This is a genomic window from Gephyromycinifex aptenodytis, from assembly GCF_012277275.1.
Lineage (GTDB): Bacteria > Actinomycetota > Actinomycetes > Actinomycetales > Dermatophilaceae > Gephyromycinifex > Gephyromycinifex aptenodytis.
Genome location: NZ_CP051155.1, coordinates 2,835,859 through 2,857,628 on the forward strand (window position 1 = coordinate 2,835,859; position 21,770 = coordinate 2,857,628).

Below are 21,770 nucleotides of genomic sequence, written 5' to 3' on the forward strand. Positions count from 1 at the left end.
TGGCTCAGGTGAGGCGGCGGCGAGGGCGGGCGGACAGCTCCCGGGCCCGCCCCGTTGCCGGGTGTATGTACAGCGGCAGCAGTTTTCGTCCCGCGGGGGTGCTGGACAAAGCGCCGACGGCGCTCAGGTGTGCCTCGCAGCGCTCGGCCAACTCCGCATAGGAGGCATCCCCCATCAGCTCGCGTAGTTCCGGTTCGTTGGTGCGGAAAAGCGGCCGGGAAGCGGTGTGCGCCAGCGGGGCGCCGGTGCAGTACCAGTCCAGGTCGTGTCCGCCCGGACCCCAACCGCGGCGGTCGTATTCGGCGATGCTCACTTCGAGTTGGCTGACGCCATCCGGCAATTCCACGGTGCGGTAGGTCCGGCGGATGGGCAGTTGCCAGCAAACGTCGGGCTTGACGGTCAGCGGCTCCACCCCATCCAGCACTGCCCGTTGGTGCAGGGCGCATCCGGCGCCGGCCGGGAACCCCTCACGGTTGAGCAGGATGCAGGCACCATCGACGACGCGGGTTTTGCGGTTGCCTTCTTCGAGTTCGGTCCAGCCGTCGAGCTGGCCCAGGTCGCGGTACTGCCATTCGTCCTCGCCCAGGTCCTGCACGACTGCCTGAACTCGGGCGATGTCGTCCTCGTCGGTGAAGTGGGCCCCGAGCACGCAGCACCCCGCATCCGGTTCCTCGACGTCGATACCGGGGCAGCCGTTGCCGAAGATGCAGTGGTAGTCGGAGGTGAGCCAGGTCAGATCGCAGCGAAAGCGACGGTGTGAATCCTGCGGATCGTCGAACTCGACCCAGATTCGGCCGTCTTCCAACGGCGTCTCGGGCTGGGTGGCGAGCAGATCGAGGTCGTGATGCGGCGCCGTCCCACACGCTTGGCTACCGGAGCTTGGAGTGGGCATGGCGTCACTGTAGACACCGCACCGGGGGGCCTTCCAACGCTGCAGGCGCGCGGGCCACCCGCTTTCCAGCCGACCTCCCATGCCTGCTCGGCGGAGGCGAGGGTGTCCCGTCGTTGGGTAGGTACTACCTTGTGCCCATGCGCATCGGAGTCATCGACGTCGGGTCGAACACTGTCCACCTTCTAGCCGTGGATGCCTACTGGGGGGCTCACCCCATCCCGGCGAGTAAGTACAAGGTCGACCTGCGCCTGCTGGATCACATGGATGAGAACGGGCGCATCGATGACGTGGGTCGCGACCGTCTGGTCGCGTTCGTCTCCGAATGCCTCGGCGTCGCTGACGATTACGGGGTCGAGAGCCTGATGGGCTTTGCCACCAGCGCGATCCGGGAGTCGCCCAACGGCGATGAGGTGCTGGCTGCGGTGCAGAAGGAGACCGGGGTCGAACTGCAGGTGTTGCCCGGAGAGGACGAGTCACGGTTGACCTTCCTGGCCGCTCGGCGCTGGTTCGGCTGGTCCGCCGGGCGCCTGCTGCTGGTCGACATCGGCGGCGGCAGCCTGGAACTGGCCTCCGGCATCGATGAGGACCCCGACGTCGCGCTCTCGCTGCCGCTGGGGGCGGCGCGATTGACCCGTCAGTACCTGCCCGGCGACCCGCCCAAGCCGGGGCAGATCAAAAAGGTGCGCAAACAGGTGCGCGCCGACATTGCCCGGGTAATGCGCGAACTGAACAAGGTGGGCAACCCCGACCTGTACGTCGGTACCAGCAAGACGATCAGGTCCCTGGCCAGGCTCACCGGCGCCGCGCCCAGCGGCGAGGGAATCTATGTGCGGCGCACCCTGGCGCGGGAGGACCTCAAAGAGCTCGTTCCGCGGCTGGCCGGCCTGAACGCTGTGCAACGGGCGGCGCTGCCGGGGGTGTCCATCAACCGCGCCAGCCAGGTGCTCGGTGGCGCGCTGGTCATCGAGGCAGTCATGGACCTGGTCGGGATCGAGGAGCTTGTCGTCTGCCCGTGGGCGCTGCGCGAGGGCGTCATCCTGCAGCACCTCGACCTGATCCCCGCTCCCTGATAAGGCCTGATCAGCGAAACCAGTCCTGGCCTGCCGCTGAGCAGGCACCGACCGGCACCGAGGGCACTGAGGGGTCAGGTCGGCAGGGACCGGGCGCGTTGACTGGATGCGCTGCGCCCAACCGTCCTGAGCGCTGGCTTTGATCCCCTCTTGCCGTGTTCTGTCCTGGCCCTGGCTGCCCTCAGCCCGCGGACGCCACAAGGTGGGGGGACCCGGCAGCGGGCAAGGCCACGGCTGAGGGTGTGTGCCGCCCGCAGCGCCACGTCGGGGAGGGGCCCAACCCGGAGGCCGCCGACCAGGGGCGGTTGACGCGGGCGTAAGAGCAACGGGGCTGCGCCGTTAGGCTTCTGCATATGAGTACTGCCGCAGGCGAGGCCAGGGTCACGCTGTCGACGTCCTCCGTTTACCCTCTCGGGCCGGAGGCGGCCTTCGAGGCCGCCGCCCGCCTTGGCTACGACGGCATAGAGGTGATGACGCTGGCCAACCCCCTCACCCAGGACGCGCAGGGGCTGCGCCAGCTGTCCGAGCGATTCGAGTTACCGATCCACTCGATTCACGCCCCCACACTGCTGGTCACGCAGCGGGTGTACGGGACTTCCGACCCGTGGGAGAAGATCGACCGTTCCATCGAGCTCGCCCACGACGTCGGCGCCGAGGTCGTCGTGCTGCATCCGCCGTTCCGGTGGCAGAAGGACTATGCCGCCGACTTCGTCGAGGGCGTCGCGCAGCGGGAGTCCCGCCTGCAGATGCCGCTGGCCGTGGAGAACATGTTCCCCTGGCGCGCCGGCCGAAACCTACAGGTCTACCTGCCCGGATGGGACCCGGTGCCTCAGTCCTACGCCAACGTCACCCTCGATCTGTCGCACGCTGCCACCTCCGGCAGTGACGCCCTGGCGATGCAGGCCGACCTGGGCGCCCGCCTCAGCCACGTGCATCTGGCCGACGGTTCAGGCTCGATCAAGGATGAACACCTCGTGCCGGGACGTGGCGGCCAGCCCTGTGCCGAGTTCTGCCGCCGGCTCGGTTACGACGGTTACGACGGACTCATCGCGGTCGAGGTCGGGACCCGGCGCCGCACCCCGCAGCAGCGCGACGAGGACCTGGCTGAGTCCCTGGAACTGGCGCGCACCAACTTCGCTCTGGGCGCCGAACAAGCCGCCGCCGCTCGCGAGGCGTAGCCGCGCCTCCGGGCCGGTTAGCCTAGGGACAACTGGTCGTTCCACGACGAGAGAAGACGGAGACACACGTGCCCGTGCTGAGATCCGTGACCCAAGACCTGCTCCTGAAGATGGCCGGCGACACCCGGTTGCGGCGAGCCGTAGAAACCCCGTCGATGAGCCACGAGATCGTGCGCCGATATGTCGCGGGTGAGTCGGTTTCCTCCGCGATGGATGTGGCCTCCTGGCTGGTGGCCCGAGGTCGCCTGGTCTCCCTGACCCACCTCGCCTCCGATCCCCATGACGCGCTGGCCGCCCGCGACCGCCGCAAACGGGTTCGCAAGGTCATCCGCAGGCTCGGCGATGCCGGGCTCACCGGGCAGGGCCGCGCCGACGTGAGCGTTCGCCTGTCTGCCCTGGGTGGAGCGATGGGGCCCAGCGGGCCGGCGCTGGCTCTGGAGCACATGCGGTCCCTGGCCGAAGCTGCCGCTGCCGCCCAGGTGAGCCTCACCCTGGAAGCTGAACGCGATGTCCCCGTCGAGACGACCATCGCGGCCGTGCACCAGCTACGAGAAGACTTCCCGGACACCGGCATCAGCCTGCAGGCCTGCCTGCTGCGCACCGAGCAAGACTGCCGGGACCTGGTCGGGACGGGGGCCCGGGTCCGGTTGACCAAGGGAGCCGCCGCGCCTGATCCGGCCGTCTACGCCGGGCGCCACGATGTGGACCTGGCGTATGTGCGCTGCTTGCGGACGCTGCTTGCCGGCCCCGACCCGGTGGCGGTGGCCACCCACGACGAACGACTGCTGGAGATCGCCCAGACCCTGGCCAGACGCAACGGCCGGGACAGCTCGAACCTGGAATACCAGCTGCGCTATGGGGTTCACCCCGAGATGCAGGCTGTGCTGTGCGATCGGGGCGACCGGCTGCGGGTCTACGTGCCCTTCGGCGAAGAGTGGTACCCCTACATCCTGCGTCGGGTGGCTGATTCACCCAGCGAGATGATCGCGCTGGCCCGAGCTTCTACATCCCGCTGACGAAAGGACCCACGATGAGCGTTGACCTGTCTGGATTCGACAAGGAGGTCGCCGTTCTCGGCGCCGGAGTGATGGGTTCGGCGGTCCTGAACGGCCTGCTGGCTGCCGGTCTGCCGACCGAACGTGCCCGAGTGAGCACCCTGGACCCGGAGGCTGTCTCCCGGTGGGAGGAAGCCGGGGTGGAGGTTCGAGAGAACGCGGCGGCGGTGCGCGGTGCCGGTGTGATCATCGTGGCGGTCAAGCCGGGCGATGTTCCTGCGGTGTTGGACGAGGTTCGTGAGGCGCTCGCCGAGGCTGCGCCCCAGGCCGTGGTGGTCTCGCTGGCCGCGGGGGTGCCCCTGGCCACGCTGAGTGAGCACGTCGATCAGGGCCGGGCGCTGGTGCGCGTCATGCCCAACACCCCAGCGCTGGTGGGGGAGGGTGCCTTCGCGCTCAGCCCCAGCCCGCAGTGGCCGCAGGAGGTTGTGGACCAGGTGTGCGAGTTGCTCTCGGCCTGCGGCCGGGTGCAGGTGATCCCGGAGAAGCTGCAAAACGCGGCGACCGGCCTGTCCGGCTCCGGTCCGGCATATGTCTTCCACGTGGCCGAGGCGCTCATCGAGGCTGGCGTGCTCGAGGGGTTGCCGCGCCCGGTGGCCACCGAATTGGCGGTGCAGACCCTCTACGGCGCCGCGACCATGCTGCGCCAAAGTGACACTCACCCCAGCTTGCTGCGCGAGCAGGTCACCAGCCCCGGTGGCACGACTGCGGCGGGGCTGCGGGAACTGGACCGGGCGGGCGTACGGGCGGGGCTGGGGGCTGCGGTCTCGGCCTCAGCCGCGGCCTCGGCGCGGATGGGCTCGCCTGCGTGACCCAAGCAACTGATCAGAGTGTGTAGCGTCGCTGTTACTGTTGAGGCCGCCTGTTTGGGTGGGATGAGTTCGGTGTGACGAGAGAGGAAATTCGGTGTCGGAGATCACTGTGCGTGTCCTGTCCGAAGACGAGTGGGAGCAGTACCGAGAGTTTCGACTGAAGTCCCTTCGGGACTCACCCGAAGCCTTCGTCGCCAATTACGAGACGGAGAACGAATTCGACGAGAAGCTGTGGCGCGCGCGTATGCGCCGCTCGTTCCGTCTATTGGCTGAGCAGGACGGCTCCCCGGTCGGCATCGCCTCCCTGCGGGAGAGCGAGACATTGTTCGAGGGCGCGGCCGAACTGTTCGGCTTGTGGGTCGAGCCGGCACTGCGCGGTTCCGGCGTCGCAGCCAAGCTCGTCGTCGCCGCCTCTGACGCTGCGGAGAAGCATGGCCGCAGCCAGTTGGTCTACTGGGTGGCACCGACAACGCCCGCGCGGTTGCGTTCGCCAGCAGCTACGGTTTCCGGCCCACCGAGTACCGCCGCGAGCAGGAGAACGCCGACGGCGAGCCCGATGAGGAACTCGCCATGGTGTTGGCGCTTCGCCGCTGAACGGTCAGATCCGCCTGCGGCGCCGCTACCGGGGCGGCGCAGGCGGTAATTCGTCGGGCGCCTTAAGCCAGACGCGAGGCGTTGGGCGGCTACCGTTCCCTCATGGCGACACAGGCGCGCATCATTTGGGATGAAAGCTTCACCGGCTACAACTTCGGTGAGGGACATCCGATGAATCCCGTGCGGCTCGATCTGACCGCCCGGTTGTGCCGGGCATTCGGTCTGTTCGACGACGGCGACGCTGAAGTGGTAGCGCCCGAGTTGCCGCCAGACCAGACCCTGCTGCGGGTGCACTCCGCGGCTTACATCGAGGCGGTCCGAGAAGCTTCCCTGGACCCGACGCGAGCCTCGCAGAAGTTCGGGCTCGGCACCGAAGACGACCCTGCCTTCCGCGGCATCCACGACGTGAGCGCCCGGATCGCCGAGGGTACCCGTCACTTGGCTGAAGCGGTCTGGCGCGGCGACGCCAAACACGGCGTGAACTTCACCGGTGGTCTTCACCATGCGATGCCCAACACTGCGGCGGGCTTCTGTATCTACAACGACGCGGGTGTGGCCATCGACTGGCTGCTGGAGAACGGCGTGGAGCGGGTGGCCTACATCGACGTCGACGCCCACCACGGTGACGGCGTCGAGCGGATGTTCTGGAACGACCCGCGAGTGCTCACGATGTCGATCCATGAGACTGGAACGGTGCTTTTCCCCGGCACCGGCTTTCCCGGCGATATCGGTGGGCCGCAGGCGCAGGGTTCAGCGGTCAACATCGCGCTGCCGCCCGGGGTGGGGGACGCGCCGTGGCTGCGCAGCTTTCACGCAGTCGTCCCCTCGATCCTGCGCGCCTTCCGGCCGCAGATCCTCATCACCCAGCACGGCGCCGACTCCCACTTCAGCGACCCGCTGGCGCACCTGTCGGTGTCGGTGGACGCCCAGCGCATCGTCGCTGAGACGCTGCACGACCTGTCCCACGAGTTGTGCGACGGCAAGTGGGTCGCGCTCGGCGGCGGCGGCTACGAGGTCGTCGGTGTCGTGCCCCGCACCTGGACCCACCTGGTGGCGGTAGCGCTGCACCGGCCCATCGGATTGACTGCCGACGTGCCCAAGGTGTGGATGGATGACGTGGCTGCCCGGTTTGGGGAATCGCCGCCGCCGATCATGGGCGATGGCACTTCCGAGGACGGACGCATCTGGTGGCGCTCCTGGGAGGTGGGCTACGACCCGGAGAACGCCGTCGACCGTGCCGTCATGAAGACCAGGGAGACAACTTTCAGCCACCACGGCCTCGACGTGTGGTTCGATTAGCTGGCTTCGGCCTACGTCGTGAACCCTCTCCGTTTGGGGGAGGCGGGCGCAAAAGAGTAAGCTCAGCCGAAGTTGTTGACCAGGCGGTAAGACGTCAGGAGCCGTGCAGGCTCTGAACGTTGTCGCAAACTTCACCGGATGCCGGTGTGATCGAAGGACACGTATGGGCTCTGTCATCAAGAAGCGCCGTAAGCGCATGGCGAAGAAGAAGCACCGCAAATTGCTTCGCAAGACCCGCCACCAGCGCCGCAACAAGAAGTAAGCGACGCCGCAGAGCCGTGGACAGCCGCTGGCGTCCGCGGCTCTCGCATTTGGGCCTTACCATCGCTTGGAACTGCGACGAAACGGAACCGGCATGGGCTCAACGATCCTTGTCACCGGAGTCTCCCGATACATCGGTGCGCGCACCGCACGGGAGCTCGCGGCGAGCCCGCATGTAGACCGGGTCATCGGGATTGACGCGATCGCCCCGGAGTTCAATCTGGGCGAGGCTGAGTTCGTGCGCGCGGATGTGCGTAACCCGATCGTGGGGCGGGTGCTGGCGCAATCCGAAGCGGACATCGTGGTGCACCTCAGCCTCAGCACCGGCGGGCAATCGCGCACCGCGCAGGTCTCGCGCAAAGAGGCCAACGTCATGGGGACGATGCAGCTGCTGGCCATGTGCCAAGCGCAGCGAAGTGTGCGTCACGTCGTCTTGAAATCGACCGGTTCGGTGTACCCGGCCGGTCACAACGCCCCGGCGATCTACACCGAGAATGCCGCGGTGAACGCGCGCGTCGGCTCCGGCTTCGTCCGAGACGCCATCGATGTGGAGTCCTATGTGCGGGCGTTGCCCCGGCGTCGTAGCGACGTCGGCATCAGCGTGCTGCGCTTCACCCATATCCTCGGCGCCCACGTCAAGACGGTGATGGCCGACTACCTGAACTCCGCGGTGGTGCCGGTCCCATTCGGGTTCGATGCCCGGATGCAGTTCCTGCACGAGGACGACGCGGTGGGCGCCCTGGTGGCGGCGGCCAGCGGTGAGCCGGTGGGCACAGTCAATGTGGCCGCCGACGGGGTCCTCACGCTTTCCCAGGTGCTCCGCCTTGGTAGACGTCCCTATGCCCCGGTGTTCACCCAGACCGGCCGTTTGCTCGGGGCCATCTCACGATGGTCAGGTGTGTCCAACCTGTCCGGGGAGCACATCGACTACCTCATGTACGGCCGATGCCTGGACACCACCCGGATGAAACAGACGCTGCACTACCACCCGCGTTATTCGACCCGAGAAACGGTGCAGCTCTACGCCCGCGACGTCTGGGGCATACACCCTTCGCCGTCCAGGGTGATTCCCGGCACGCAACTGACGGCCACGGCTGCCACCTGCGCACTGGAGGCCGGCCCCACTGAGAAAACATCTCCCAAAGATGAGCGAGCAGTGTCGTGACACAGCGTCTCCCCGCCGATCTTGATCCCGAAGTCGCGGTGCGCCTCCTGGTGGAGGCGCTGCGGCTGGCAGCGCGCACCGTCGGGATGGACGAGGACGAGGTCGAGCCCGCTGTCGCTGCCACGCTGGCCTTCCTGCGGGGTCGAATCACCGGCGACTTCGTCGTGGACGACTTCGGTTTCGACGCCGAGTTCACCCGCTGTGTGTACCTGCCGCTGCTGCGCCCGCTTTTTAGGCGCTGGTTCCGGGTCGAGGTACGCGGCATCGAGAACATCCCCGCCGAGGGAGGGGCGCTCATCGTCTCCAACCACTCCGGGACGATCGCGCTGGACTCGTTGATGACCCAGGTGGCGGTACACGACGCGCACCCCCAGCGCCGCTTCCTGCGCATGCTGGCTGCCGACCTCGTCTTCTCCACCCCGGTGGTGGGCGACCTGGCACGGCGGACCGGTTCCACCCTGGCCGGGCAACTCGACGCTCAGCGACTACTGGAAGCCGGCGAGGTCGTCGGGGTCTGGCCGGAGGGCTTCAAAGGGGTCGGCAAACACTTCTCGGAGCGCTATCGCCTGCAGCGTTTCGGGCGGGGAGGCTTCGTGGCCACCGCGCTGCGCACGGGCGTGCCCATCATCCCGTGCTCCATCGTGGGAGCCGAAGAGGCCTACCCGATGCTGGCGGACGTCCCGGCGTTGGCCCGGCTGCTCGGGCTGCCCTACTTCCCGATCACCCCGACCTGGCCGCACCTGGGCCTGTTGGGGCTGATCCCGCTGCCCAGCAAGTGGATCATCGACTTCGGCGCGCCGATCTGCACCAGCCACCTCGGCCCCGATGCCGCCGAAGACCCGATGGCCGTCTTCGCCCTCACGGATGAAGTTCGCGAGACCATTCAGCGCACGCTGCATGTCCTGCTCGCGGCGCGCGGTTCGGCGTTCTAGACCACACCAATTCAGCGGCAACGCCGGGGCGGCTTGCCCGCGACCGGACCCAGCGGGAAAGCGGTCGCCAATGTCGGTGTGCGCTCTGCCCGTTGCGTGTCCGGGCGGGCCGCTCGTCGGCTACCGCTGTGGCCCGCTAAGGGGAGTCGATAGCAGGCTCGGTTCGCCACGCGCACGCAACGGCGCTGGGAGCACATGGACGGGCGTCATACAGTGGCCTAATGGACAAGGCCACACCGACCATCACGTTGATCACCAAGCCCGGGTGCCACCTGTGCAGGTTGGCGCGTGATGTCGTCACCCGAGTGAGCGAAGACCTGAAGGTGCCGTGGGAAGAGAAATCGCTGCCCGACATCGAGGATCCCAACCCCATGTGGTGGGAGCAGATCCCGGTGACCCTCATCGATGGTGAGGTTCACGACTATTGGCGCGTGAGCGAACGTCGGCTCCGTGCCGACTTGGAAGCTCGATTGGCTTCATCCGCCGTGTGACTGGGCAGACCCTGGGGTGCGGGGGGAGCGGCGCGGGATGCCCAAACCCTGAGCGGGCATTTTTGTCGGTAAGTCCCGTGAAGAACTATGGTGAACTTCAGCCCACAGCCGGACCCCACAAGGGCCCGTCAGCCACGACTAGGAGCCGGTGACTGCCGTTGTCCGCCGATGCCGCACCAATGAGCGGATCGTCTGCCGGAATACGGTCACTCCGCCTACCGCGTGAGCGGGAAAGGCATGAAATGGCCGTATGCATTCATCGTAGAGGCCCTCGGGAAGCGAAGGAATGGGGGGTGGTCGCATGAGCGTCATCGTCATGGGACTGTCGCATCGAAGCGCCCCGATGAGCTTGCTGGAGTCGGCCGCTCTCGATCAGTTCGGCGCCGCTGCGCTCACCCAGCAGGTCATGGCTGGGGAAAACGTCGACGAAGTTCTGCTCTTGGCGACCTGCAACCGCCTGGAGGTCTACGCCTCAGCGTCCACGTTCCACGGCGGCATCGCTGAGATCGGCGAAGCCATCGCCACAGTGACCGGCATCGACCGAGAAATCTTGAACGAGCACCTGTACGTGCACTACGAGGATCGGGCGATTGCGCACGCCTTCACCGTTGCGTGCGGCTTGGACGCGATGGCGGTGGGTGAGGCCCAGATCCTGGGCCAGTTGCGCGACGCCCTGGCCCGCGGGCAGCAGGCCGGTGAGGTCGGTTCTGTACTGAACTCGCTGGTCCAACACGCGCTGCGGGTCGGTAAACGAGCTCACTCTGAGACCGATCTGGACCGCTACAGCGCCTCCTTGGTGGAGATCTCCCTGCGGCGTGCTGCTGAACACGTGGGGCCGCTGGAGAACGCGCGGGTGCTCGTTGTCGGCGCAGGCGCCATGAGTTCGTTGGTGGCCACCACTGCGGCCCGGCACGGGGTGGCAGCCCTAGACGTCGTCAACCGCACGGCCGCCCGCACTGAACGTCTGGCCGCAGCCACCGGAGCCACCGCCCGCGACTGGTCGCAGCTGCCCGAAGCGCTGCGCAACAGCGACATCATCCTCTCCTGCACGGGCGCGTTGGGTCACGTCTTGGACGTCGACCTCGTGGCCGACTCCCAAGCCTGGCGCAACAACGCCCCCGCCGCCTTCATCGACCTCGCCCTGCCGCGTGACGTCGCTCCCGGCGTCGCTGAACTGCCCGGCGCCTTGGTCGTGGGGCTGGAAGACCTCGGGGAGTATCTGCGCGCCCACCCGCGGCTGGGTGTTCGTCGCGACGGCGCCAAAGACGTGGGGGAGGGGGACATCGACCACGCGCGCGATGCAGCCCGTGGCGCTGAAGCCTTGCGCCAGGTCCAGGACCTCATCGTCGGTGAGGTAGCGGCCTTCCTGGCGAATCGTCGTCAAGTTGCGGTAGGGCCGACCGTGGCCGCGCTGCGAGCAGTGGCCAGTGAGGTCATGACCGCCGAACTGAGCCGTCTCGATGCGCGGTTGCCTGAGCTGAGCACGACGCAACGCGCAGAGGTCCACCGCAGCGTGCACCGGGTCGTGGAAAAGCTGCTGCACACCCCGACGGTGCGGGTCAAAGAGCTCGCCGGGTCGGGCCAGGCCGGGGACTACACCCAGGCGTTGCGGGAACTGTTCGACCTCGATCACCATGATGTGGCCACGGTTTCCCGGCCTCCCGCTGGAGGTGGGCTGGCATGAACGCACTGCGTCTAGGCACTCGCCGTAGCAACCTGGCCACCACCCAATCCGATTGGGTGGCGGACCTGTTGCGCACTCGCGGTCACGAGGTGAAGCTGGCCGAGGTCGTCACCGAGGGCGACGTCAACCTCGCCCCGCTGACCCAGATCGGTGGCACCGGTGTGTTCGCTTCGGCCCTGCGGGCCGCGCTGCGCGCCGGTGAGGTGGACTTCGCCGTACACTCCCTCAAGGACCTCCCGGTCGCGCCCGAGCCAGGGCTGGTCATCGCCGCCATCCCGCCCCGGGAAGACCCGCGAGACGTCCTGGTGACGAGCCAGGGCCGCACCCTGGCCGACCTGCCCGCCGGGGCGAAGGTAGGCACCGGCTCGCCGCGACGAGCGGCCCAACTGCACCGGGCCCGCCCAGACCTGCAGATTCACCCGATCCGCGGCAACGTGGAACGGCGTATCGCCCAGGTCGTCGAGGGACCCCTGGACGCCGTCATTCTGGCTGGGGCCGGCCTGCGCCGGTTGGGGCGCGAGCGCGACATCAGCGAATACATCGACCTGGCGATCATGTTGCCCGCCGCCGGCCAGGGCGCGCTCGCGGTGGAATGTCGCGAGGACGACGAACGGATGCGCGGCGTGCTGGCCGCGTTGGACGACGCCACTACCCGGGCGGCGGTCTCGGCAGAACGGGCCCTGCTGGGGTACCTGGAAGCCGGCTGCACCGCGCCTATCGGGGCCTACGCCACCGTCGGCGAACAGATCGAACTCGAAGGATTCATCGGAGGCGTGCAGGACGACTCGGGAATCCGATTGAGCGCTCACGGCCCAGCTGCGGATCCCGCAGCGGTTGGGCAGGCTCTGGCACGGCGCATGATCGCCGCCGGAGCGGATCGTCTAGGCGACGCCGGACGTTCTCCCCAAGGGCCATCCCACCTCCCGCCGCGCACCACCGGCGGCACCAGACGCGATGACGCAAACGCTCATGCGCAGACACACCAGGAGCACCACCCGTGAGTAATTCCGGAACTCCCGCCAACCCGCCCGCGGCGCCCTCGGCTACCCGCGTGGCGTTCGTCGGCGCCGGCCCGGGCGACCCCGGGCTCCTCACCATGCGGGCGCGTGAGTTGCTCGCCGCCGCAGACTGCGTGGTCATCGATTCGGCCGCAGCCCAGGAACTCGTCGAACGGCACGGCCGCCCCGGAGTGAGCATCATCGATGCCAGCCACGGCGACCCCGGCAGCCCGCTGACGCACGCCTCGTGGGCCAAACTTGTGGCGCGTGCCGCCAAACAGGTCAAGCCCAAGGGGAGCACCTGCGGTCTGCTGGTGCGTTTGATGAGCGGCGACCCCGCCAGCTTCCACGGCCTGGCCGCCGAGCTTGCCGCCTGCCGCAAGGCCGGCCACGCCACCGAGATCGTTCCCGGCGTCAGCACCGCCACCGGCGTCGCCGCTTACGCTGGGATTCCGCTGACCTCGCGGGATTCGACCTCGGTGCACATCGTGGATGCCGGTTCGCGCGAAGCCGACTGGACCGGCGGGATCTCCGCTGCCACCACTGTCGTGGTCATCGGCGACAGCCCTGCCCTTGCCGACGGCCTGGAGCGGCTGCTGGCTGCGGGCCGGGCCGAAGAGACCCCGGTCGCCCTGTCCGAGCACGGCACGACCGTGCAGCAACGAACCACCGAGACCACTCTGGGCGCCGCCTCGGATCTGCTGCGCAGCGGCGAGGTGGACAGCGCCTCGCTGGCCGTGGTGGGTGCCACCGTCCCGCTGCGGGACGAACTCTCCTGGTATGAGACCAAGCCGCTGTTCGGTTGGCGGGTGCTCGTGCCGCGCACCAAGGACCAGGCCGGGCCGATGCTGGAGCGCCTTTCCGACTTCGGCGCCACCGGTGAGGTCGTCCCGACCATCAGTGTCGAACCGCCGCGTACCCCGCAGCAGATGCAACGCGCAATCAAGGGCTTGGTCACTGGTCGCTACGAGTGGGTGGGTTTCACCTCGGTCAACGCGGTGCGCGCCGTTCGTGAGCGCCTCACCGAGATCGGCCTGGACGTGCGGGCTTTCGCCGGGTTGAAGATCGCTGCCGTCGGCGGCGCCACCGCTGCCGCTCTGCGTGAGGCCGGGCTGGAGCCCGACCTGGTTCCCACCGGAGAACAGTCCGCCCAGGGCCTGCTGGAGGTGTGGCCGCCTTACGACGAGGTCCTGGACCCCATCAACGGTGTCTTCCTGCCGCGGGCCGACATCGCCACTGACACTCTGGTGGCCGGCCTGCAGGAGATGGGCTGGGAGGTCGACGACGTGACGGCCTACCGCACCGTGCGCGCGGCACCCCCGGCCGCAAAGATCCGCGAAGCCATCAAGCAGGGCGCCTACGATGCGGTGCTGTTCACCTCATCCTCCACGGTGCGCAACCTGGTCGGGATCGCCGGCAAGCCGCACCCCACCACCGTCGTGGCCTGCATCGGGCCTGCCACCGCCAAGACGGCCGAGGAACACGGACTGGTCGTCTCGGTTCTGGCCGAGGAAGCCTCCGGCCCGGCGCTGGTGGAAGCCCTCGCCGACTACGGCCAGCAGTTGCGCGCCGCAGCCGCCGAAGCCGGCGAAGACGTGCAACGTCCCAGTGATCGGCGACCGGCCAGTCGCAGGAGGGCCCGATGAGCATCTACTCCGCCGGACGACACCGCCCCCGCCGTCTTCGCTCGAACGCTGCGATGCGCCGGTTGGTCGCGCAGACCCGTCTGCACCCGGGCGAGCTGATCCTGCCGGTCTTCGTCAAAGAGGGTGCGGATCAGCCGGTCCCGATCTCCTCGATGCCGGGCGTGTTGCAACACACCCCGCAGGGCATCGTCGAGGTCGCCCGCCAGGCCGCCTCGGCCGGGCTCGGCGGCATCATGCTCTTCGGTGTGCCTACCAGCCGCGACGCGGTAGGTAGCGGTGCGACCGATCCCGACGGCGTGCTGAACGTGGCGCTGTCGCGGGTGCGCGAGGCGGTCGGCGACGACCTGCTGGTGATGGCCGACCTGTGCCTGGATGAGTTCACCGACCATGGCCACTGCGGTGTGTTGACCACGCTGGAGCGAGGCTCGGGCAGCCAGGTCATCGTCGACAACGACGCCACCTTGGAGCGGTACGCGCAGATGGGCGTGGCTCAGGCACGGGCGGGCGCGCACGTGGTGGGGCCCTCCGGGATGATGGACGGCCAGGTCGGCGTCATCCGTGATGCCCTGGACGGCGACGGCTATTCGGACGTGGCAATTCTGGCGTACGCGGCCAAGTACGCCTCCGGCTTTTACGGTCCCTTCCGTGAAGCTGTCGAGTCGACCCTGGAAGGGGACCGCTCGACCTACCAGCAGGACCCGGCCAACCTCACCGAGTCCCTGCGCGAGGTACGTCTGGACGTGGAACAGGGCGCTGACATCGTCATGGTCAAACCGGCGCTGCCCTACCTCGACGTGATCCGCGCCGTCACCGAGCAGGTGGACGTGCCGGTCAGCGCGTACCAGGTCTCGGGGGAGTACGCCCAGATCGAAGCGGCTGCCGCCAACGGGTGGATCGACCGGGACCGGGTTGTCCTGGAGACGCTCACCTCGATCCGGCGCGCCGGTGCCGGCTCGATTCTGACCTACTACGCGCTCGAAGTCGCCCAGAAACTCGCCTGAAAACGTCTCTCGTTTGCTCCTCATCCCGCCGCTAGGGTGAGCGCGGAGCAGTCCGAGGTGCGGGTTGCGGACGGGAACGGGCATGAGTGAGGCAGAAGTGCGCTGGCTCGCTCCGCACGAGCAATGGGGTTGGCGTGCCTACCTTCGCGGTGGGCGCCTGCTCGACCAGGCGCTCGACCACGACCTGCAGGCACACGGGGCGCAACTGTCGGAGTACGAGATTCTGGCGATGCTGTCCGAATCCGACGGGCACCTGCGGATGTCCGCCCTGGCCGACCTCATCGTCACCTCGCGTAGTCGACTCACCCATACGGCGACGCGATTGGAGAAGCGGGGCTGGGTGGAACGCCGCCCGGTCCACGAAGATCGTCGCGGGGTGGAGCTGTGGCTGACCGATGACGGACTTGCCGCGTTGCGGCGCCTGGCGCCGGTTCACGTCCAGAGTGTGCGCACCCACCTGCTGGCTCACCTGGACGAACAGCAGTTCGTGCAGTTCGCCGAGGCGATGAACGCCATCCGTTTGGGCATCCTGGGCATCGGGGCGCACGAGGCCCAGGAAGAGATCAGGTGATCCTCTGGGACATGATGGGGCTATGACGTCGAGCAACCCAGCTGCCCCCGCTTCTGAGCACCTCCTAGACCGAGCCCTCGCGGTGACTCCCGGTGGTGTGAACAGCCCCGTCCGAGCCTTCCGAGCCGTCGGCGGGACGCCCCGCTTCATCCGCGAAGCGCACGGCGCCTGGCTGACAGATGTCGACGGCCGCACTTACGTGGACCTGATCGGATCGTGGGGACCGATGATCCTAGGACACGCCCACCCGCAGGTGATGGCTGCGGTGCAGGACGCCGCCACTCGCGGGTTCAGCTTCGGCACCCCCAGCGAGAACGAGGTGCTGTTGGCCGAAGAGATCGTCTCGCGCGTCGAACCGGTCGAGCAGGTGCGCCTGGTCAGTAGCGGCACCGAAGCAACGATGAGCGCGGTGCGGCTGGCCCGAGGTGCCACCGGGCGAAGCAAGATCGTCAAGTTCGCCGGTTGCTACCACGGCCATGTCGACGCCTTGCTGGCGCACGCCGGTAGCGGTGTCGCCACCTTCGCACTGCCCGATTCAGCCGGGGTTCCGGCCTCGGCCGCAGGCGAGACCATCGTGCTGCCGTACAACGACGTGCCGGCCCTGGAAGCGGCCTTCGCCGAACACGGCGATGAGATCGCGGCCCTGATCACCGAGGCCTCGCCCGGCAACATGGGCGTCGTCCCACCCCAGCCCGGCTTCACCGAGGCGATGCGCACGCTCACTGCACGCCACGGCGCGCTGCTCATCTCCGATGAGGTCATGACCGGCTTCCGGTGCAGCCGAGCGGGTTGGTTGGGCTATGAGGGGATCCCCGAGTCGGGGGCGCCGGACCTGTTCACCTTCGGCAAGGTGATGGGTGGCGGATTCCCGGCCGCCGCCTTCGGTGGACGGGCCGACCTGATGTCACAGCTCGCGCCGCTCGGGCCGGTCTACCAGGCCGGCACCCTGGCCGGGAACCCCATCGCTACCGCGGCCGGACTTGCGACCTTGCAGGGTTGCACCCCGCAGGTCTACTCCCAGCTGCTCGCCACAGCGCAACGCATCGCCGGAGCGGCCCACGAAGCCCTCGACGCGGCCGGCGTGCCGCACGTGATCCAGTGGGCAAGCAGCATGTTCAGCGTCTTCTTCACCGAGAACTCCCGCGTGCTCAACTACGACGACGCCCGCAGCCAAGACCTGCCGGCCTTCGCGGCGTTCTTCCACGCCATGCTGGATGCGGGGGTGCACCTGCCGCCGAGCGCGTTCGAGTCCTGGTTCGTCAGCGCCGCGCACGACGACGAGGCTATCGAGCACATCATCGCCGCGTTGCCCGCCGCCGCTTCGGCTGCAGCCCAGGCCCGTGACAGGATGACCCGATGAGCCGCACGATCGTCCACGTGGTGCGTCACGGCGAGGTCGAGAACCCCCGACGCATCCTTTACGGTCGCCTACCGGATTACCACCTCTCGCAGGTGGGCCGGGCGATGGCTGACCGCCTCGGTGAGCACTTCGAGGGGCACGACATCGCTGCCGTGGTCGCTTCCTCACTGGAACGCGCCCAGGAGACCGCCGCCCCGATCGCCCGAGCGCACTCGATGCCGGTGCGGGTCGATGACCGGCTGCTGGAGGCGGGTAACCGCTTCGAGGGTCACCGTTTCGGTCACGGCTGGGCCTCGCTGCGCAACCCTCAGATCTGGCCGCTGTTGGTGAACCCGTTGCGGCCCTCCTGGGGCGAGCCCTACCGGCGGATCGCCGAACGAATGGAGCAGGCCGCAGAGGCGGCGCGCCGTTTCGCCTACGGTCACGAGATCGTGCTCGTCTCCCACCAGTTGCCGGTGTGGACGCTGCGCCGTCACCTCGAGGGTCGCCCGCTGTGGCACGACCCTCGTCACCGGGAGTGCGCCCTGGCCTCGGTGACATCGCTGCACTACAACGGCGGCGACCTCGAAGCCATCGCCTATGCCGAACCTGCCGCCGATCTGCTGCCTGCGGCAGCGCCGGTTCCCGGAGCGTGACCGCTGCATGACCCGTAACGGCGCTTTCTTCGGTTCCCCCGCGCGCGCCCGCCTGGCGGCGGGAGCGCTCGCCCTGGCCGTGGTCGTAACCGGCTGTTCTGCACCCGGCAGCGACACGGTGGCGGGTCGGGCCCAGGGCAAGGGCCAATACATCAGCGGTGACGGCACCATCGAACAGGTCGCTGCCGTCGATCGCGGCGAGCCTGTCGAGCTGTCCGGCACGACGTTGGACGGCAAACCGTGGAAGAGCGCCGACGCCCGTGGCTCGGTGGTCGTACTCAACACCTGGGGTTCCTGGTGCCCGCCGTGCGTAGCGGAGATGCCTGAGCTGCAGCAGGTCTGGGCTCAGGCTCAAGCCGAGAAGCAGCCGGTGGTGGTGATGGGCATCAACCTTCGGGAGAGCCCGGAGACGGCGAAAGCCTTCCTTGACGCGCAGGGTGTCACCTACCCCTCACTGGCCGATGACGGCGGTGCCGCGCAACTGGCGCTGCAGGGCAAGGCGACGGCGACGCCGACGACATTGGTGCTGGACCGTCAGGGGCGCATCGCTGCTCGGGTCTCGGGTGGTACCACCGCAGCCACCGTGGCCGGCCTGGTCGATGATGTCGTGGCCCAGAGTGATTAGCGCTGCAGGGTTGATCGCAGACGGGAATCTGCTGCTGGCAGTGCTGGTCGCGCTGGCTGCTGGGCTGGTCTCGTTCGCTTCCCCGTGTGTGCTTCCCCTGGTGCCGGGCTTCCTGGGATATGTCACCGGCGCTGCTGTTCGTCCTGGAAGCGACCCGGCACAGCACCGCGAACCGGGGCGTTCGCGCGTCGTGCTCGGCGCGCTACTGTTCGTCCTCGGCTTCAGCGCAGTCTTCATGACCGGGACGTTGCTGGCCACGGCCGCGGGTTCGGCGCTGCGTGCGCACCAAGAGCTGCTGATGCGCCTGGGCGGCGCCCTCGTGGTCGTGCTGGCCTTCGTCTTCCTCGGGATGGGCAGCCAGCGCACCTTCCAACCGCGCTGGCGTCCGGCTGCCGGGCTGGCCGGAGCGCCTCTGCTCGGGGTGGTTTTCGGCTTGGGATGGGCACCCTGCATCGGCCCCACCTACGCAGTGATCTATGCGCTGGCCACGAACCTGGCCGGCGACTCTGCGCTGGTGCTGCGCGGGGCGATCCTCGGGATCGCCTACTGCCTCGGCCTGGGCGCGCCCTTCCTGCTGGTCGCGGCGGGCTGGTCCAAAGCGCTGCACACCTCGGCCTGGCTGCGGGCGCACTACCGCGCCGTGCAGATAGCCGGCGGCCTGCTGCTCCTGGTGGTCGGGCTGCTCCTGCTCACCGGCGCCTGGACGCATCTGGTCGCCGCACTCCAAACCGGTTTGGTATCCCGATTCGAGACCCCGCTGTGAGTACCTCAACGCCGATCGGCGGACCCCGACTGGACGCTCGAGGCTGGGCGCGGTTCCTGTGGCGCCAACTCACGAGCATGCGCACCGCCCTGCTGTTGCTGCTGTTGGTCGCTTTGGCAGCCATCCCCGGCTCGGTGTGGCCGCAACGCAGCATCGACCAGGGCAAGGTCGTCAGCTACTTGCAGGAGCATCCACGTTCCGGGCCGTGGCTGGATCGGCTGCAACTGTTCGACGTCTACACCTCGGTGTGGTTCTCGGCCATCTACCTGCTCCTGATCATCTCCCTGGTCGGCTGCATCCTGCCCCGCACCAGCCAGTTGGCGCGGGCGTTGCGAGCCCGCCCGCCGGCGGTGCCCCGGCACCTGGAACGGCTCGCATCGCACCGAAACGTGCAGCTCGACGCCACCGCCGAGCAGGTGGACGGCGCGCTGCGCAGCCTGCTGCGGCGGCGCGGGTACCGGCTGCGCCCTGACGGCGGCAACGATCACGGCACCTGGGATGTCGCCGCCGAGTGCGGTCACCTGCGTGAGGCCGGCAACCTCGCTTTCCACTACGGGGTGGTGGCGGTCGTCGTCGCGCTAGCCTCCGGGTACCTGGTGGGCTGGCGCGGCGATGTCATCGTCCCGGTCGGCCAATCCTTCACGAACACCATCGGCGCGTACCACACGTTCACCGGCGGCCCGTGGGCGCGCAGCGACTCCATGCAACCGTTCTCGGTGCACATCGACGACATGAGTGTGCGCTTCGAGGAACGCCCCGGCAGCGGTCAACTCGGTGCGCCCCGGGACTTCCAGGTAGCCACCACCACCACTGATGGCCCGGGGGAGGCGCCGCAGAAGCGGACGTTGTCGGTCAACGGTCCGCTGCACTTCCGCGGCGCCGAGGTGTACCTGCTCGGTAACGGTTACGCCCCTCGGATCACAGTGCGGGACGCGGCCGGCAAGGTTCTGTACTCCCAAGCCACCCCGTTCCTGCCCCAGGACGGCAACTACCGTTCGACCGGCGCGGTGAAGGTGTCGGCCGCGCGCACGCAGCTCGGCTTTGCCGGTGTCTTCCTGCCCACGGCCTATGCCCCGCAGGAGGGTCGGGCCGAAGAACTGGAATCGGCCTTCCCTGATCTGGGCGCCCCGACACTGCTGTTGAAGGCGTGGGAGGGGACGCTGTTCCCCGACGGCGAACCGCAATCGGTCTACGAACTGCGTACCGATGGGATGCGGCCGGTGGGTGGCGCCGAGAACCAGTTCGAGTTGCGCCTGACGCCGGGGATGACCGTGCAGTTGCCGCAAGGGCGAGGGTCGGTGACCTTCGACGGGGTGGATCGATGGGCGGGAGTGTCCACCCGGTACGACCCGGCCAAACCGTTCGCCCTCGCCTCTGCCCTGGTGATGATTCTGGGATTGCTGGCTTCGCTGCTGATTCCTCGGCGGCGCGTCTTCGCCCGGATAACCCCGCTCAGCGCCGGGGGCTCGCGCCTGGTCCTGGGCGGGCTGGCGCAACGCGAAGATGCTGCCCTGCCCGATCTGCTTGCTGAGTTGGAAGAGAACCTCAGGGATCGGCTGAACTCCCCGGCGCCGCCCGGAGACGGTCAGGAAACGCACTTATCATCGGGGACATACGACCCCTTCGGAACGGAATCGTCATGACGGCTGCGGCCCTGGCTCAGTACTCGATCCTCGCCCTCTACACAGGTATGGCTGTACTCGGTCTTGCGATGCTCGCCTTCGCGCTGCACATCGCTGGTGTCGCCGGCCAACGCAGCACTGTGCGGGCCCAGCTGCGCGAGCGTGAGCTGGCCGGAGTGACCGCTGGTGCTGCTGGTGCCGGTGCTCGCAAGGCTGCGCGGCCCACCGGCTCGTCGGCGGTGGAAGAGACGGGCGCGCCCGCAGCTGGCGCGAGGGCCGGTGGCATCGGTATGAGTCTGACCTGGCTGGCCTTCTTGCTGCTGCTGGCCTCGCTGGTCTTGCGCGGGCTGGTCGTGATGCGCGCACCGATCGCCAACCTGTACGAGTTCGCCATCGGCGGCGTGATCGCCACCCTCGGGGTCTACCTCGCGGTCGCGTTGCGTCGGCCGCTGCGGTGGCTCGGGTTGTTCATCGTCACCCCGAGTCTGCTCGTCCTGGGGCTGGCCGTCACCTCCTGGTACACCGCAGCCACCGAGGTGGGGCCGGCGCTGCAGGACTACTGGCTGGCCATCCACGTCCCGATCGCGGTCTTGTCGGTGGGTCTGTTCACCGTGGCTTTCGCGGTGCTGGTTCTGCAGATGCTGGCCGAGCGCCGGGAAACCGCCCTCGCCGCGGGCCGAAGCGCCCGAATGACTTGGCTGGAAGCGCTCCCACCGGCCGCGCGCCTGGATCGGCTTTCCTACTCACTGCACGTTGCGGCCTTCCCGCTGTGGACCTTCACCATCGTCGCCGGTGCCATCTGGGGACAGAAAGCGTGGGGTACCTACTGGAGCTGGGACCCGAAGGAGACCTGGAGCTTTGTCGTGTGGGTGATCTATGCCGCCTACCTGCATGCTCGCGCCACCAGCGGTTGGAAGCGCCGCGCCACCGCCTGGATCGCCGTAGCCGGGTATGTGGCCATCCTGCTCAACACGACCGTGGTGAACAAGTACTTCAGTGGCCTGCACTCTTACTCGGGGCTGTGATGGGCGGCCGCCGGCGGCGCCGCAGCACCCAATCCGCGCCGGTGCGGCTATCTCGCACCGTGCTGTTTGCCCTGTCCCTGCCCGCCGACCTGAT

At 68.2% G+C, this 21,770-nt stretch carries 22 protein-coding genes; 21 read left to right on the plus strand and 1 reads right to left on the minus strand.

Annotated features, from left to right (window positions below; translation table 11 throughout):
- Window positions 1–4: 4 nt before the first annotated feature.
- A complete protein-coding gene (locus G9V96_RS12210; protein ID WP_226913305.1) occupies window positions 5–892 on the minus strand; it encodes a hypothetical protein in 888 nt (295 codons plus the stop codon).
- A gap of 137 nt (window positions 893–1,029) precedes the next feature.
- Here G9V96_RS12210 and G9V96_RS12215 point away from each other — a divergent pair, with 137 nt between their 5' ends.
- The 21 genes from G9V96_RS12215 (at window position 1,030) to ccsB (ending at window position 21,676) form a co-directional block, all read left to right on the plus strand.
- Entirely contained in the window at window positions 1,030–1,962 is a 933-nt protein-coding gene (locus G9V96_RS12215; RefSeq protein WP_168583272.1) for a Ppx/GppA phosphatase family protein, read from the plus strand.
- 353 nt (window positions 1,963–2,315) lie between these two features.
- Window positions 2,316–3,140 (plus strand): sugar phosphate isomerase/epimerase family protein, encoded by an 825-nt coding sequence (locus tag G9V96_RS12220; RefSeq protein ID WP_168583273.1) that lies wholly within the window; start codon window positions 2,316–2,318, stop codon window positions 3,138–3,140.
- Between the two features lie 68 nt (window positions 3,141–3,208).
- A complete protein-coding gene (locus G9V96_RS12225) occupies window positions 3,209–4,156 on the plus strand; it encodes a proline dehydrogenase family protein (RefSeq protein WP_168583274.1) in 948 nt (315 codons plus the stop codon).
- A gap of 14 nt (window positions 4,157–4,170) precedes the next feature.
- Window positions 4,171–5,004: a pyrroline-5-carboxylate reductase gene (gene proC, locus G9V96_RS12230; protein ID WP_168583275.1), complete on the plus strand. Its 834-nt coding sequence runs from the start codon at window positions 4,171–4,173 to the stop codon at window positions 5,002–5,004.
- 94 nt (window positions 5,005–5,098) lie between these two features.
- A complete protein-coding gene (locus tag G9V96_RS12235) occupies window positions 5,099–5,647 on the plus strand; it encodes a GNAT family N-acetyltransferase (RefSeq protein ID WP_319643813.1) in 549 nt (182 codons plus the stop codon).
- 53 nt (window positions 5,648–5,700) lie between these two features.
- Window positions 5,701–6,897 (plus strand): acetoin utilization protein AcuC, encoded by a 1,197-nt coding sequence (locus G9V96_RS12240; RefSeq protein ID WP_168583276.1) that lies wholly within the window; start codon window positions 5,701–5,703, stop codon window positions 6,895–6,897.
- A gap of 163 nt (window positions 6,898–7,060) precedes the next feature.
- Window positions 7,061–7,159, plus strand: a complete 99-nt coding sequence (locus G9V96_RS12245; RefSeq protein WP_003792170.1) for a 30S ribosomal protein bS22 — start codon at window positions 7,061–7,063, stop codon at window positions 7,157–7,159.
- 93 nt (window positions 7,160–7,252) lie between these two features.
- The gene (locus G9V96_RS12250) at window positions 7,253–8,323 is read left to right on the plus strand and encodes an NAD-dependent epimerase/dehydratase family protein (RefSeq protein WP_168583277.1); all 1,071 of its coding nucleotides are present in this window, start codon (window positions 7,253–7,255) and stop codon (window positions 8,321–8,323) included.
- Window positions 8,320–9,255, plus strand: a complete 936-nt coding sequence (locus G9V96_RS12255; RefSeq protein WP_226913306.1) for a lysophospholipid acyltransferase family protein — start codon at window positions 8,320–8,322, stop codon at window positions 9,253–9,255. Before G9V96_RS12250 ends, G9V96_RS12255 begins: the two co-directional genes overlap by 4 nt.
- A 221-nt stretch (window positions 9,256–9,476) precedes the next feature.
- A complete protein-coding gene (locus G9V96_RS12260) occupies window positions 9,477–9,746 on the plus strand; it encodes a glutaredoxin family protein (RefSeq protein ID WP_168583278.1) in 270 nt (89 codons plus the stop codon).
- Between the two features lie 301 nt (window positions 9,747–10,047).
- A complete protein-coding gene (locus G9V96_RS12265; RefSeq protein WP_168583279.1) occupies window positions 10,048–11,430 on the plus strand; it encodes a glutamyl-tRNA reductase in 1,383 nt (460 codons plus the stop codon).
- A complete protein-coding gene (gene hemC, locus G9V96_RS12270; protein ID WP_168583280.1) occupies window positions 11,427–12,431 on the plus strand; it encodes a hydroxymethylbilane synthase in 1,005 nt (334 codons plus the stop codon). The genes G9V96_RS12265 and hemC overlap by 4 nt, the downstream gene beginning before the upstream one ends.
- Entirely contained in the window at window positions 12,428–14,074 is a 1,647-nt protein-coding gene (locus tag G9V96_RS12275; RefSeq protein WP_226913307.1) for a bifunctional uroporphyrinogen-III C-methyltransferase/uroporphyrinogen-III synthase, read from the plus strand. Before hemC ends, G9V96_RS12275 begins: the two co-directional genes overlap by 4 nt.
- Window positions 14,071–15,075, plus strand: coding sequence for a porphobilinogen synthase (gene hemB / locus G9V96_RS12280; protein ID WP_168583281.1), 1,005 nt, complete (start codon window positions 14,071–14,073; stop codon window positions 15,073–15,075). The genes G9V96_RS12275 and hemB overlap by 4 nt, the downstream gene beginning before the upstream one ends.
- A gap of 82 nt (window positions 15,076–15,157) precedes the next feature.
- Window positions 15,158–15,646 (plus strand): MarR family winged helix-turn-helix transcriptional regulator, encoded by a 489-nt coding sequence (locus G9V96_RS12285; RefSeq protein ID WP_168583282.1) that lies wholly within the window; start codon window positions 15,158–15,160, stop codon window positions 15,644–15,646.
- A 22-nt stretch (window positions 15,647–15,668) separates the two neighbouring features.
- The gene (hemL, locus tag G9V96_RS12290; RefSeq protein WP_168583283.1) at window positions 15,669–17,006 is read left to right on the plus strand and encodes a glutamate-1-semialdehyde 2,1-aminomutase; all 1,338 of its coding nucleotides are present in this window, start codon (window positions 15,669–15,671) and stop codon (window positions 17,004–17,006) included.
- On the plus strand, window positions 17,003–17,641 hold the full coding sequence (locus G9V96_RS12295; protein WP_168583284.1) for a histidine phosphatase family protein: 639 nt from the start codon (window positions 17,003–17,005) through the stop codon (window positions 17,639–17,641). Before hemL ends, G9V96_RS12295 begins: the two co-directional genes overlap by 4 nt.
- Window positions 17,586–18,266 (plus strand): TlpA family protein disulfide reductase, encoded by a 681-nt coding sequence (locus tag G9V96_RS12300; RefSeq protein WP_226913308.1) that lies wholly within the window; start codon window positions 17,586–17,588, stop codon window positions 18,264–18,266. Before G9V96_RS12295 ends, G9V96_RS12300 begins: the two co-directional genes overlap by 56 nt.
- Window positions 18,259–19,029 (plus strand): cytochrome c biogenesis CcdA family protein, encoded by a 771-nt coding sequence (locus tag G9V96_RS12305; protein ID WP_226913309.1) that lies wholly within the window; start codon window positions 18,259–18,261, stop codon window positions 19,027–19,029. Before G9V96_RS12300 ends, G9V96_RS12305 begins: the two co-directional genes overlap by 8 nt.
- Window positions 19,026–20,672 carry a cytochrome c biogenesis protein ResB gene (gene resB, locus G9V96_RS12310; RefSeq protein WP_168583286.1) on the plus strand — a complete coding sequence of 549 codons (1,647 nt, stop codon included), beginning with the start codon at window positions 19,026–19,028 and terminating at the stop codon, window positions 20,670–20,672. Before G9V96_RS12305 ends, resB begins: the two co-directional genes overlap by 4 nt.
- Window positions 20,669–21,676: a c-type cytochrome biogenesis protein CcsB gene (ccsB, locus tag G9V96_RS12315; RefSeq protein WP_168583287.1), complete on the plus strand. Its 1,008-nt coding sequence runs from the start codon at window positions 20,669–20,671 to the stop codon at window positions 21,674–21,676. Before resB ends, ccsB begins: the two co-directional genes overlap by 4 nt.
- Window positions 21,677–21,770 lie beyond the last annotated feature (94 nt).

Bases quoted from the DNA above. Each gene is read 5' to 3' on its own strand.
- G9V96_RS12285 (WP_168583282.1), top strand. From the start codon at position 15,158: ATGAGTGAGGCAGAAGTGCGCTGGCTCGCTCCGCACGAGCAATGGGGT.
- G9V96_RS12250 (WP_168583277.1), top strand. From the start codon at position 7,253: ATGGGCTCAACGATCCTTGTCACCGGAGTCTCCCGATACATCGGTGCG.
- G9V96_RS12220 (WP_168583273.1), top strand. From the start codon at position 2,316: ATGAGTACTGCCGCAGGCGAGGCCAGGGTCACGCTGTCGACGTCCTCC.
- ccsB (WP_168583287.1), top strand. From the start codon at position 20,669: ATGACGGCTGCGGCCCTGGCTCAGTACTCGATCCTCGCCCTCTACACA.
- hemB (WP_168583281.1), top strand. From the start codon at position 14,071: ATGAGCATCTACTCCGCCGGACGACACCGCCCCCGCCGTCTTCGCTCG.
- G9V96_RS12240 (WP_168583276.1), top strand. From the start codon at position 5,701: ATGGCGACACAGGCGCGCATCATTTGGGATGAAAGCTTCACCGGCTAC.
- G9V96_RS12210 (WP_226913305.1), bottom strand. From the start codon at position 892: ATGCCCACTCCAAGCTCCGGTAGCCAAGCGTGTGGGACGGCGCCGCAT.
- G9V96_RS12295 (WP_168583284.1), top strand. From the start codon at position 17,003: ATGAGCCGCACGATCGTCCACGTGGTGCGTCACGGCGAGGTCGAGAAC.
- G9V96_RS12260 (WP_168583278.1), top strand. From the start codon at position 9,477: ATGGACAAGGCCACACCGACCATCACGTTGATCACCAAGCCCGGGTGC.
- G9V96_RS12300 (WP_226913308.1), top strand. From the start codon at position 17,586: ATGCCGAACCTGCCGCCGATCTGCTGCCTGCGGCAGCGCCGGTTCCCG.
- hemC (WP_168583280.1), top strand. From the start codon at position 11,427: ATGAACGCACTGCGTCTAGGCACTCGCCGTAGCAACCTGGCCACCACC.
- G9V96_RS12265 (WP_168583279.1), top strand. From the start codon at position 10,048: ATGAGCGTCATCGTCATGGGACTGTCGCATCGAAGCGCCCCGATGAGC.
- G9V96_RS12245 (WP_003792170.1), top strand. From the start codon at position 7,061: ATGGGCTCTGTCATCAAGAAGCGCCGTAAGCGCATGGCGAAGAAGAAG.
- hemL (WP_168583283.1), top strand. From the start codon at position 15,669: ATGACGTCGAGCAACCCAGCTGCCCCCGCTTCTGAGCACCTCCTAGAC.
- G9V96_RS12215 (WP_168583272.1), top strand. From the start codon at position 1,030: ATGCGCATCGGAGTCATCGACGTCGGGTCGAACACTGTCCACCTTCTA.
- proC (WP_168583275.1), top strand. From the start codon at position 4,171: ATGAGCGTTGACCTGTCTGGATTCGACAAGGAGGTCGCCGTTCTCGGC.